General features: G+C 72.6%; 11 protein-coding genes. 5 read left to right on the forward strand and 6 right to left on the reverse strand.

The genetic code is table 11. The features are described from left to right. Positions 1 to 5 precede the first annotated feature (5 nt). Positions 6 to 2,780: a hypothetical protein gene (locus KUM49_RS18215; RefSeq protein ID WP_217237903.1), complete on the reverse strand. Its 2,775-nt coding sequence runs from the start codon at positions 2,778 to 2,780 to the stop codon at positions 6 to 8. A 235-nt stretch (positions 2,781 to 3,015) separates the two neighbouring features. On the opposite strand from KUM49_RS18215, the gene KUM49_RS18220 reads away from it, so the two are divergent. Then, positions 3,016 to 4,362, forward strand: a complete 1,347-nt coding sequence (locus KUM49_RS18220) for a Gfo/Idh/MocA family protein (protein WP_217237904.1) — start codon at positions 3,016 to 3,018, stop codon at positions 4,360 to 4,362. Positions 4,363 to 4,393: 31 nt separating this feature from the next. Here KUM49_RS18220 and KUM49_RS18225 read toward each other — a convergent pair whose 3' ends face one another. Further along, the gene (locus KUM49_RS18225; protein WP_217237905.1) at positions 4,394 to 4,822 is read right to left on the reverse strand and encodes a Zn-ribbon domain-containing OB-fold protein; all 429 of its coding nucleotides are present in this window, start codon (positions 4,820 to 4,822) and stop codon (positions 4,394 to 4,396) included. 179 nt (positions 4,823 to 5,001) lie between these two features. Then, the gene (locus KUM49_RS18230) at positions 5,002 to 5,736 is read right to left on the reverse strand and encodes a TetR family transcriptional regulator (RefSeq protein WP_217237906.1); all 735 of its coding nucleotides are present in this window, start codon (positions 5,734 to 5,736) and stop codon (positions 5,002 to 5,004) included. Between the two features lie 131 nt (positions 5,737 to 5,867). On the opposite strand from KUM49_RS18230, the gene KUM49_RS18235 reads away from it, so the two are divergent. The 4 genes from KUM49_RS18235 to KUM49_RS18250 all read left to right on the forward strand — a co-directional run bounded on the left by KUM49_RS18235 (position 5,868) and on the right by KUM49_RS18250 (position 8,400). Beyond that, positions 5,868 to 6,725 (forward strand): hypothetical protein, encoded by an 858-nt coding sequence (locus KUM49_RS18235; RefSeq protein ID WP_217237907.1) that lies wholly within the window; start codon positions 5,868 to 5,870, stop codon positions 6,723 to 6,725. A gap of 94 nt (positions 6,726 to 6,819) precedes the next feature. Further along, complete coding sequence (locus tag KUM49_RS18240; RefSeq protein ID WP_217237908.1) at positions 6,820 to 7,560, forward strand: peptidoglycan-binding protein; 741 nt, start codon at positions 6,820 to 6,822, stop codon at positions 7,558 to 7,560. A gap of 117 nt (positions 7,561 to 7,677) precedes the next feature. Continuing rightward, on the forward strand, positions 7,678 to 8,169 hold the full coding sequence (locus tag KUM49_RS18245) for a flavin reductase family protein (RefSeq protein ID WP_217237909.1): 492 nt from the start codon (positions 7,678 to 7,680) through the stop codon (positions 8,167 to 8,169). A 75-nt stretch (positions 8,170 to 8,244) separates the two neighbouring features. Further along, positions 8,245 to 8,400, forward strand: a complete 156-nt coding sequence (locus tag KUM49_RS18250; protein ID WP_217237910.1) for a hypothetical protein — start codon at positions 8,245 to 8,247, stop codon at positions 8,398 to 8,400. Between the two features lie 30 nt (positions 8,401 to 8,430). Here the strand turns inward: KUM49_RS18250 and KUM49_RS18255 are convergent, their stop codons facing one another. The 3 genes from KUM49_RS18255 to KUM49_RS18265 all read right to left on the reverse strand — a co-directional run bounded on the left by KUM49_RS18255 (position 8,431) and on the right by KUM49_RS18265 (position 12,028). Then, positions 8,431 to 10,806, reverse strand: coding sequence for a SpoIIE family protein phosphatase (locus tag KUM49_RS18255; protein WP_217238241.1), 2,376 nt, complete (start codon positions 10,804 to 10,806; stop codon positions 8,431 to 8,433). A gap of 168 nt (positions 10,807 to 10,974) precedes the next feature. Next, entirely contained in the window at positions 10,975 to 11,541 is a 567-nt protein-coding gene (locus KUM49_RS18260) for an antibiotic biosynthesis monooxygenase (protein ID WP_217237911.1), read from the reverse strand. A gap of 94 nt (positions 11,542 to 11,635) precedes the next feature. Further along, the gene (locus KUM49_RS18265) at positions 11,636 to 12,028 is read right to left on the reverse strand and encodes a hypothetical protein (protein WP_217237912.1); all 393 of its coding nucleotides are present in this window, start codon (positions 12,026 to 12,028) and stop codon (positions 11,636 to 11,638) included. Between the last annotated feature and the right edge of the window lie 60 nt (positions 12,029 to 12,088).

Here is a 12,088-nt window from a genome sequence, read left to right on the forward strand (position 1 = left end):
GCGGCTTACGACGCGTCCAGCACCGTGCCCGTCAGCACCGGGCGGCCGGGCAGCGGCTCGCCGTCGTAGTCGGTCGGCGCGAGACGCATGGACTCGGTCGGCTCGGCCACCTGGTCCTTCACGGTCGGCACCGTGAAGTCGGCGCTGGTGCTCCCGGCCGGGACGCTCATCCACACCCACAGGTTCGCCTCGGACAGCGTGCGCTCCGGGTCCGGCGAGTCCCCGAAGTTGTCCATGAGCCACTGCGGGTCCACGTCCTTGGTGGACAACTCGGCGCCCCCGGAGACCGCAAGCACCCGGACCGGCTGCCAGATGTCCAGGTCGGCGGGCTCGGCCAGGGACATCCGCCAGGTCAGCGTCTCCCCTTCGGTCACCCGGTCCGCGACCGGCGTCAGGGTGATCTCGGGCTCGGGGTCGTCGTTCTCCGCGGTCACGCCGCCCCGGTGCGAGCCGATGACCGCGTTGCGCACCGCCTTCACGACGATGTCGTGCCGTATGTCGTCGGCGAAGCGCGTGTTGCCCTTCACCTCGACCGGTATGTCGATGGCGTTGCTGCCGGGACGTACCGTCACCAGCTGGTTCGTGACGAGGTCGGTGTCCGGATCAAGGACGTACACACGGACCTGGCCGCTGCCGCGCCCGGAGATCTGGACCGGGACGCGGTAGGTGCGGGTGCCCGAGTCGCCCTCCTTGACGAACGTGCGGCCGACGTCGACGCGCGGCAGCGGGGCCGCCTTCACCGCCGGAGTTCCGGGGGCCCAGCCCCAGGCGTCCATCAGCCAGGCCTGCCCCGACTGCGAACGCGGGGTCAGAGCGAGGGACTTGACGTGCCGCAGATCGAGACCGGCCCGGATGGCCGCGGTCAGCGGGACGCGCACCTCGCGCGCCCAGTAGGAGGAGGTGCGGCCGCTGCCGGGCAACCCGTCCACCTGTACCCGGCCGAGCGCGGCGCGGCGTCCGGCGGTGTCGGTGACGGACACGTCGAGCTGGGTGCCGGTCGTGTTCGGCGGCACGAAGACGCGCAGCGCCAGGTCCCTGGAATGGCTGAGGGAGAGCGGCTTGGCGGGGTTGACGCGCGCCGCCGCACCCGGCGCCGACCAGGTGAGCGCGACCGCGCGGCGGCCGGTCTCCTGTCCCGTCTCCCACCACGCGAAGTGCGGCGAGGAGCCGGCGGTCTCGGGGTCCAGACAGGCGACGGCCGGGTCGGGGTCGATCGCCGAACACAGCTTGGCGCCGGTCACCTCGACCGGGCCGTCCGGCAGGAACCCGGCACCGCGGCGTGCGCCGACCGCGTGGGTGAGCACGCGGGCGGGGTCGGCGGAAGGGGCCCGCCTGCCCGAGCCGTCGAGCAGCGGACGCACCCGGTCGTCCCCGCCGACGAACAGCCCGGCCGCAGCGGCGATGTAGGTGGCCCCCGCCCGATGCTGCTGGTCGGCGGTCAGCCGGGTCGCGGTGCCCGTCGAGCACACCGGGTCCGGCGCTTCCTCGTCCTCCCAGAAGTCGTCGTCGGCGGGCGCCTCGGCCTGGCCCGGGGTCCACTCGCTGTTGAAGTAGTTGTGGTTGGCGCCGACCATGTAGACGGCGCTGTGCAGGGCGGTGCCCCGGCTGATGCCGCGTGTCCCGTCGACGTACACCTCGCCCTGGAGGTCGGACACGTCGCCGTCGCAGCCCGGCAGGATCGTCACCGACGGCACGTCCGCGACCGGATTCTGGCCGAAGATCGTCGGTCCGATGAGCACGGTGCCGCGCACCTTCCAGCGCACCGGGCCACGGTAGCCGTCCTGGGCTGCGGGCGGCGGGTAGAGGCTGTCCATGGCGGCCCGGTTCACGCCCTCGCCGCCCCGCGAGTGGCCGACGAGCAGGACGCGGGAGAGGTCCGCCTTCGGGGCCTCGCGTACGACGGCCGGGGCGGTGGACCGGTGGGCGGCCCAGCCAGCCCAGCGGGCGAGGTGTTGGCGCACCAGCGACGAACGCGCCTGCGCGCCGCCGTCGTCGGCGGCCCAGTCCTGGCCGTTGATGCCGTTGGCCGAGATCGACACCGTCACATAGCCCTGGGAGGCCAGGAGCTTCTGGTCACGCAGGTAGCCCTTGTGACTGGGGATCGGCTTCGTGCCGGCCGGGCAGGGCCATTCACCGGTCACGTCGTCCTCGCCGCCCGGCTTGTAGCAGGTGGAGTGACGGCCGTGCAGGAACAGCGCGAGCGGGCGACTGCCCGTGGCTCCCTTGGGGGCCACCACCTCGGCGCGCATCTCGACGGGGGCGGGGAACCCGGGCAGCTTCACCGGGTCGAGGTCGTACGCGCCGGTGACCGTGCGGTACGCGCCGGGCTTGCCGGGATCGACACCGCCGGCCGGCAGCGCGGCCGGCGGCTGCGTGGCGGCCGGGGAATCCCGCTCGCGGGGCCTGTCGGTCGTCGCCGCGTCCAACCGGCGCCCGCTCGCCAGCACCTGGAGGTCAGTCAGGCGCTCCAAGCCGGCCTCGCCGAGGCCCAGCCGGAACGTCCGGCCGTCCTTCCCGGCCTTCGGCACCCCGAGCAACCGGCCCTCGGCATGGAACTCGACACGCGCGTCGCCCATCGGCACGGGCTTCGGTGCCCGCCAGACCAGCTCGCGCGCGGCACCCTCCCCGCCGAGCCGCCAGCCCGGCGGCAGCCCGCCGTCCGCGTTCGCGCTCAACGGCCCCGTCTCCGGTGGCTGTTGAGCCTGTGCCAGTCCGGGCGATCCCGCCAGGGCCGCCAGCACCGCCACGGCGGTCACACATATTCGCCGGGCACGGATCAATGGTTCCCCTCCTCAAAACCCAAGCGCAGGCGCCCCGTTGGTCCCGGGAGCCTCTCGCGTCACACAGGACGGGAGGAATGGGGCTGTGGGTTGTCTGTGCAGAGGAAATGACCGCGGCCGAGCGATGTGATCAAGCCAGGGGGAGGGCGGACGGAGGGGTCGGCCCGGGACGGGGGGAGGACTGGTCGGGAACGGCGGAGGACTAGTCGGGGACGCGGTGGGGGAAGCGCTTTCTATGAGCCGACCCACCCACCACCGCGCAGCGATCGTCGGTACCGGTCACCGCGCCCAGATGTTCACCCGGGCCCTCGCCGAACGCCCCGGCCACCACGTCGCCGCCCTGTGCGACCCCAGCCCGACCCGGATGGCCTTCCACAACCGGCTGCTCACCGAGGCCGGCGAACCCGCCGCCACCCAGTGGGACCCCGGCCGTTTCGCCGACCTGCTCGCCCAGGAGGACATCGACGAGGTCGTCGTCACCACCGTCGACTCCGAACACGACCGCTACATCGTGCCGGCCCTGAAAGCCGGCTGCCGGGTGGTCACCGAGAAACCCATGACCGTCGACGCCGAGCGCTGCGCCCGCATCCTCGACACGGTCCGCGACACCGGCAACACCCTGACCGTCGCCTTCAACTACCGCTTCAATCCCGCCCACGAGAAGGTCCGGTCCCTGCTCGCCGAGGGCGCGATCGGGGAAATCCTGTCCGTCCACTTCGAGTGGCTGCTCGACGTACGCCACGGCGCCGACTACTTCCGCCGCTGGCACCGCGAGAAGCGGCACAGCGGCGGCCTCATGGTCCACAAGTCCAGCCACCACTTCGACCTGGTCAACTGGTGGCTCGCCGACCGGCCGCGGGAGGTCTTCGGATACGGCCGGCTCGCCTTCTACGGCCGTGAGGCCGGCGAACGCCACGGACTGCGCCGCGACTACGACCGCGCCCACGGCGCCGCCCCGGCCGCCGAGGACCCCTTCGCCCTGGATCTCACGGCCGACGACACCCTGCGCGCCCTCTACCTCGACGCCGAGCAGGACGACGGCTACGTCCGCGACCGCAACGTCTTCGACGGCCCCGTCACCATCGAGGACGACATGGCGGTCCTCGTCCGCTACGCCCGCGGCGCGACGATGACGTACCACCTGACGGCCTACTCCCCGTGGGAGGGCTACCGGGTCATGTTCAACGGCAGCGCGGGCCGGCTCGAGCTCGAGGTGGAGGAGAGCCGTTGGCAGCCGCCCCGCATCCGGATCTCCTCCGGCAGCGGCGCCCTGCACGGCGACACGGCCGCCGAGCACGCGGGCGGGGCACGGCTCACCCTGCGTCCGCTGTGGCGGCCCCCGGTCGACGTCCCCCTCGCCGCCGCTCACGAAGCCCACGGCGGAGGCGATCCGCGCATGCTCGACGCGCTCTTCGGGGCCGGGGCCGGGGCCGCAGGGGCGCCCACCGACATCGGGGCCCAGGGACACCCGACGGCCACCGAACGCGACGGCGCTCTCGCGCTGGCCGTCGGACTGGCCGCCAACCGGTGCTTCGAGACGGGGCGGCCGGTGAGCGTGGGGGCGGTTGTGCCCGGCGTGTGAGTGCGGTGAGGCGCCGCGTCGGAGAGACCCGTCAGCTCCAGGCGCGGTAGGGCTCGTCGAGCAGTTGGAAGACCGGCTCGCCCCGGACCGGGTCCTTCGCGGTGGACAGCCGGACCCGGTCACCGCTGTGGATGCCGATGGGCGGGCCCATGACCCGGCCGCGCAGGACGAAGCCCTCGGCCATCTCGATCAGGGACACGTTGCGGGCGGCGGGGGTGTTGCGGTGCACCACCGTGGAGTGGCGGACCGTCCCGGTGCCCTCGCTGCGCTCCGTCCGCAGGTCGCTGCCCTGGCAGACCGGGCACAGCAGCCGGTGGTACATGGCGGTGCCGCACCAGGTGCAGCGCTGGAAGAGGATGGCGTCCGTGTCCGCGCTCCCGCGATCCGGGGTCTTCGGATCCAGTAGGCCCGTCGCGAAGCCGGCTGACTGACGGACAACGCTTCCTGAGGGGTGGTACACGTGGGTCAACTCCCTGCGCTCGGCCGGAAATCCACGTGCGCGGATCACCGTGCACGCACGTGCCCGGTCGCCGTGCCACCGTGCACGCCTTCAGAGTATGGCACTCAGTGCCACTCGTAAAGGCACTCCGTACCCCTGATCTGAGAACGTGCCGACGGGATGCCCGTCCGGGGTCGACGTCAGTCGCGCGCGAGCGCCGTCTCGATCTCCTGGACGACCCGCCACAGCGGCGCCCCGCGCCGGGAGACGACGACCACCACGTCCTCCGGCTGCCCGCCGGCGAGAGACGCGGGAGGGCTGCCGAAGGCGGACTGCACATAGCCGAGCGCATGGTCCACCGTCGTGCTCGCGTCGCCCTGTCCGTCCGAACGCAGCCAGGAGCGCAGCGCGTTGTTGTGTGCCGCGACCACGGCGGCGGCGATCACGTCGGCCTGCAGGGTCCCGTCGCGGCGGCCGGCGAACCGGCCCCGCAGATACTCGGCCAGGGCCCGCTCGTAGCGCCACACCACGGACAGCTCGTACGCGCGCAGGCCCGGCACCTTCTTGGTCAGGCGGTAGCGCTGCACGGAGAACGTCGGGTTCTCGGCGTACATCCGCAGCACCAGCCGGGCCGCGTCACAGACCCGCCCCACCGGTTCGTCCGCGTCGTCGCCGGCGGCCAGGAACTGCGTCATGTCGGCCAGGCACCGCTCGTGGTCCGGGAAGACCACGTCCTCCTTGGAGGGGAAGTAGCGGAAGAAGGACCGGCGTCCGACCCCGGCCAGCGCCACGATGTCGTCGACCGTGGTCTGCTCGTACCCCCGCTCCAGGAACAGCCGGAAGGCCGCCGCGACCAGCGCGTCCCGCATGGGCGGTTTCGCGACCGCCGCCTGCGCCTTCTCTCCGCGTCGGGGCGCCGCGCTGCTGGAGCTCATGGACGGGAAAGTAGCACCTGACCGAGCGGGATGGCACTCAGTGCAACACGATGAGGGAACTGAGTGCTCTGTGTGCGCACGGCGTCCGCCTTCGCATACGATCGGCTCTCCGCGCAGCCGAGGAGCCCCGTATGCCGCCCGCCCGCCCCCGCCTTCTGTACGTCACCGACCTGGCGTACCAGGCACGCGGGCGGCGCTACTGCGACGAGGACATCTTCCTCACCGCCCGTCTGCGCGAGGACTTCGACCTGGCGCTGTGCGACCCGCGGGACGCGGCCGCTGTGATGGACGCCTTCGACGCCGTCGTCGTCCGCAACAGCGGTCCGGTGCTGACCCACCAGGAGGCGTACGACGCGTTCCGCGAGCGGGCGCTCGCCCGTGGTGCCCGCGTCTACAACCAGCTCTCCGGCCGGGCCGACATGGTCGGCAAGCAGTACCTGCTCGACCTGAGCGCCGCCGGGCACCCGGTCATCCCCACCGTCGACCGCCCGGAGGACCTGCACCGGCTGCCCGAGACGGAGCGGTACGTCGTCAAGCCCAAGCTCGGCGCCGACTCCGTGGGTCTGCGGATCGTCCCCGCGGACGGCCTGCGTGACCTGGTGGACGGGCACGTCCTGGTACAGCCGTGCATCGACTTCGCCTACGAGGTGTCCTTCTACTTCGTCGACCACGACTTCCAGTACGCCCTGTACGCGCCGCACCCGGACCGGCGCTGGCAGCTGGAACCGTACGAACCCACCGCGGACGACCTGGAGTTCGCCCGGCGGTTCATCGACTGGAACACCATCGACCACGGCATCCAGCGGGTCGACGCCTGCCGTGCCCCGGGCGGCGAACTGCTGCTCGTCGAGCTGGAGGACCTCAACCCCTACCTGTCCCTGGACGCCCTGGGCGACAAGGACAAGGACGCGTTCGTCAGCGCGATGAAGGCATCCCTGCACCGCTTCCTCTCCACGGAACCGCGCGCGGTCGGCCCGGGCCGACGCTGATCCTCCGCGGGCACTGAACTCCCCGAGCGGCGGGCGCGTATCACTCCCCGGGGGATGCCGGAGGTCCCTGCGAAAGGGACGGAGGGAGAGCCGTATGCCGACACCGACCGATCGCGGGCAGTCGTCCGAGCGACCCGGCGGGGAGCCGCTCGAACCGGTCCGCGTGCTGCGTCCTCGCAACACCGACGCCCTCGCGGAGCTCATCAGGGAGTTCCGTGAGCGGACCGGGCAGTACCAGGAACGCGGCGACGGCTATGAGGTCGTGACGCTGCCCCGCCCCGAGGCGGAGACACAGGAGATGGCCCCGGTCACCGGAAACGGGCCGGTGACCGGGCGCGGCGGCCGTGCGGTGGGGTTCGCCGACCCTCCGGTGCGGGCCGGTGGCCACCCGGTACGGGGCGGCGGTCCCGTCGGACGCGTGCCCGGCCTGCGTCGCACCACCGTCGTGGCCGCCGTGGTCGCTGCGGCGCTGGTCGGCTTCGGCTGCGCGTTCCTGCTGCCCGACCGGAGCGGTGCCGACGCGGCACGGCCCTCGCCCCCGTCCCCGACCGCGTCCGCTCCCGCCGCGCCCCCGCCCGCCGCCTCGGGCGCGACCGACCCCGACGGCCCGGGCACCCTCCGCGAAGGAGCTGCCGGGCCCGAGGTGACCGACCTCCAGCAACGCCTTCTGCGCATCCCGGACGTCTACGACCAAGGCTCCACCAGCGGCAGTTACGACGCCGACCTGACCGAGGCGGTGGCCCGCTTCCAGGTCTGGTACGGCATCCGCGGCGACGAGACCGGCGTGTACGGCGACGACACCCGGCTCGCACTGGAGTCCCGTACGGGCGGATGACGCGAGGCCGTCCGCACGGTTCGTCCACGTGTGAGGACGGCATGGGCGGCAGTGCCGTGCTCACCGGAAACCGGGGTACCCCTCGCACGACACCCACCCGACGGGAGTGATGCGAGCATGGCGGGTATGGACGCGTTCACCGGCCGGCTGGACCCGGACATGTGCGTGGTCACCGCCACGGCGGGCGGGGACCGGTCGGGCTGCCTGGTCGGGTTCGCCTCACAGTGCTCCATCCGGCCGGTGCGGTTCGTGGTGTGGCTGTCCAAGGTGAACCGCACCTACCGCGTCGCTCGAAACGCGCCGTTCCTCGCCGTGCATCTGCTCACCCGCGAACAGCGCGCGCTGGCCGAGCTGTTCGGCGGGCGGACCGGCGACTCGACGGACAAGTTCCGGCACGTCGGCTGGCAGGAGGAGCACGGCGGAGCGGCCGTCCTGGACGACGCGGCGGCCTGGTTCGTCGGCGCGGTCGTGCGGGACGTCGACGGAGGCGACCACGTCGGTTTCGTGCTCGACCCGGTGGCCTGGGGCGAGCGCGAGGGGAGCGACGACCGGCCGCTGCTGCGCCTCGGCGACGCCGTCACCATCGCACCCGGTCACCCGGTGGACTGACGTTCCGTCCCGCTGCTCGAACACCGGGCAACGCGTCGGGAAAGTGGCGGCGATCACGGAGCGGCTGCCGTCACGATGGGCAGCTCCCGTGCGAGGGACCTCGCGTCACCCGAACCGAAGGCCACGCCGATGAGCGGCTCCCGTATCCCGGGCCTGGTACTGCCCGCCGTGTTCCTGCTGGCCTTCGTCGTGGGGGCGTTCTGGTACTGGCGGCATCGCGGGGACGAGTGAACGACGCGGCGGACCGCCCTCGGCCGCCCCTCACTCCGGCTCGTCGGGCACCCTGATGTCGACCACGCAGACGTCGTCGCGCCGCTCACCCTCCAGCACCGCGGCGAGCAGCGGGCTCAAGGAACCGGGCTCGTCCGTGTGGTGGGTGACGACCGCCTCGGCGAGCCGCGTCAGACCCAGGTCGATGCCCTCCGCGGGCCGCTCCACCAGACCGTCGGTGTACAGGATGAGCCGGTCCCCGGGCTCCAGGAGGCACTCCGCCTCCTCGTAGACCGGCGAGGAGCACGCCCCGATCAGCATCCCGCGCGGGCGGCCCAGATAGCGCACCTCGCCGTCGCGCAGCAGCAACGGCGGCGGATGACCCGCCTGCGCCCACACCAGCCGGCGCTCGCCGGGGGTGTAGCGGGCCAGGACCATGGTCGCGGTGCCGTGCAAGTCACGGGAGTGCAGCAGCAGCGTGTTGAGGCGGGCGAGCGCACCGGTCAGCGACGATCCGGTGATGACCATGCCCTTCGCGGTGAAGCGCAGCTGCGCCATCGTGGCGACGGCACCGATGCCGTGCCCCGCGACGTCGCCGACCACGAACAGGGCGTCGCCGTCGGGCAGTTCGATGGCGCTGAACCAGTCGCCGCCGACATGGATGCCCGACTGGGCGGGCAGATAGGCCACTTCGATGCGCAGGTCGGCCAGCCGCACCGGCCGGGTGGGCAGCGGCAGCAACGCGTGCTGCAGCCGGGCGGCCAGCGTCCGCTCGGCGCGCAGTACGCCGTGCTGGGTCAGGATCTCCTGCTCGCTCTCCAGCAGGGCGAGTTCGGCGCTGCGCTGCGCGGTGAGGTCCTGCACGAAGCCGTGCACCTCGACGGGTGTGCCGTCGGCGGCCGGCACCGCCTCGGCGACGGCCCGCAGATGCCGGACCCCGTCGGCCGTCCTGATCCGGAACGGGACGTCGAACTGGTACCCGTCGTGCACGATGTCCCGGATGGCACGGATCAGTGCCGGCACGTCCTCGGGCAGCGACAGGCCCGGGAGGTCGGCGAGCTGGACCGGGCCGCGCGCGGGGTCCCGGTCGAGGATGTCGAAGACCTGGGACGACCAGTTGACCTCGTGCGTGACCAGGTTCCAGGTCGCCCAGCCCAGGTTGCCCAGCCGCTGCACGTCGGCCAGCCGCTGCTCCTGCCGGTCCGAGGAGTCCTGCCGGACCCAGGCCAGGACCAGTCCGTCACCGAGCCGCGCGGCCCGCACCGAGTACGTCGACAGCTCGGCGCCGCCGGCCACGACCTGATGATGGGCGAACGGCGGGCCCTCGAACGGCTCCCCGGTCTCCCGTGTGCGCAGACATCCCTCCCACAGCTCTTCGCCCGCCATGCTGGGGAAGCACTCCAGGATCCGATGGCCCACCAGCTCGTGCCCGGTACGGCCGACGATGTCGGCCGCGTCCGGCGTCGCCGCGTCGATGCGGTAGTCCTCCACCTCCCCCGAGGAGGTGGTCAGCGGTGACAGCAGCATCGCCGCACCCGGCAGTGTGTCGAACACCGCCTGGACGGCGCTGTTCGCGGCGTACTCCTGCCGGGCTCCGAAGGCTCGAAGCCGGCCCGCGCACAGCCGGGCGACCGCCCGCAAGAGCCGGCGGGCCGACGGGGTGAACGACCCGGCGCGCTCGCGCAGGACGCCGATGCAGACCTCGGCAGTGTCCCCGGCCGGCACCGGCAGCCAGGCGCGGGAGCGCCAGCGCTCCGGCGGGTCCCCGATGAGCAGGTACCGCTCCCGGTCCGTGCCGAAGTCCTCCAGCCAGCGCGGCTCCCGCGCGCGGAGCGCGTCCAGGGCGGCGACCCCGGTCAGCGGGGGCACCTGACGCCACTGCGTGGCCAGGAGGTCGCCGATCCCGCAGTGCCCGACCAGTTCCAGCCCCCCGGTGGGCAGGTGCTGAAAGATCATGACCGCGTCGGCGTCCACCTCGGGCCTCAGGTGGTCCAGCAGACACCGGGCGAGGTCCTGCGGGGTGCCGACGCGGGCCAGGGCCTCACCGAGCCGGCCGAGGGCGACGAAAGCGTCGTGCGTATCGTCGGCGTCCTCCGCTTCGAGGGTGTCCCGGGTGGCGGGCACGCCGGGCAGGGGTTCATCGAGGAAAGGAGCTGAGGCGCCGGAGCCGGCGGCGTCCGGCTGCGGTACGGCGTGCTGAAGAGGGGGCACCAGTTCGCCGAGGGTGATCCAGCACTCCTCCAGCAGCGAGCGGTTCGCGGCCTTGGCGCGCTGCTGCAGTTCCTCGCCGGCGGCGTTCGGCGTACAGCCGGTCAGCGCCATCAGCACACCCTTGGCCCGTTCGAGAACGGCCGACATCGCCGCCTGGTCGCGCAGCCGGTCCAATTCGGCGCGCTGACGGGCGACAACCTTCGCCAGCGCTGCCATGTCGGGCGCGGCGCCGGGCTCGGGGCTGGCGGGCTCGCTGGTCACGTGTTGAGCATCGCACATCGGAGGTGTGCCGATCACTGACTTGCGCCCGCTGATCGCACGCACCGGTGAAGCCGGCGAGACGGGCCGGGCAACGCGCCCGCCGTCCGCCGCACGGGATGTGTCTCAGCGGTCCGGCGGCGGGTAGAGCCACAGCCGCAGCAGGCGGCTCAGCAGTGGCATGACCAGATATGTCAGTACCGGCAGGAGCACGATCGGGAACACCGCGGCGCGTAACGGCAGGGGCCAGGTAAGGGTGTGCGGAGCCACCAGCCACTGGATCAGGAACGTGAACGGGTAGGCGCCGAGGAAGGTGGTGAGCACCATCTTCCAGCGGCGCGGGGCCTGCACGGTGGTGCCCGGAAGAGCGAACCAGGTCTCCATCCCGGTCGTCGACTGGCGCTCACTGCCGATCTCCGTCGCGACGCCCTCGATCCGTCCGTGCCACGTGGCCCGCTCCTCCGACTCCAGCCAGGCGGCGAGCCGATGCGGATCGGACCAGCGCAGCACCGCGTGGAAGCGGTGACCGTCCTCGGGCCGGAGCCAGGAGACGCCCTCGTTGCCGGGGAAGCGTCTGGCGCAGCGGGTGATCCCGTGCGTCCACTGCTCGAACTCCTGCTCGTGGCCGGGGCGCACCTGCCAGGTGAGGACCGTCGTGACCGGATCGCCCTGCCGTACGTCGGTGGTGCTCATGCTCACCACGGGTGCCACGAGAGGCGCGGCTCATGCCCTCGGGCAGCGGGTCACGCACCGGGTCGTGGGCCGGGCGGCCGAGGATCGCGCCGGGTCAGCGTCCGTGTCCGTGCTCGATGAGCGCCTGGGTGACCGCCCGCACGCTGCGGGCGATGTGCTGTAGCTGCAGGACCTCCGCCGCGTACAGCTTGATCGTGTGCTCGATGACCGACTCCGGAAGACCGAGTCCGGGCAGGTCGGCGCGTGCGGTCTGCAGGGCGGTGCGGGCGACCCGCACTTCCTGCTGGACCTGGATCTGGGCATGCCGGGCGAGCAGTACCGGGTGACGGATCAGGGCCGGGTAACTGGCGTAGCGGGCCGGCACCAGTTCGCGCAGCCACTTGGCGGCCGAGCGCTCCCAGTCGTAGCTGCCGGGGTTCTTTACCTGACACGGCCAGTCCGGGCTGATCCGCTTGGTCGTTCGTGTGGTCGTCAGGGTCATGGTCATCGCTTCCGGGGGTGCGTCGTCGTGCGGGGTGATCCGACGGGATGGCGCGGCCCCGGTCCA

The sequence above is a fragment of the Streptomyces sp. AC555_RSS877 genome, assembly GCF_019049245.1.
In the GTDB taxonomy this organism is placed as follows: domain Bacteria; phylum Actinomycetota; class Actinomycetes; order Streptomycetales; family Streptomycetaceae; genus Streptomyces.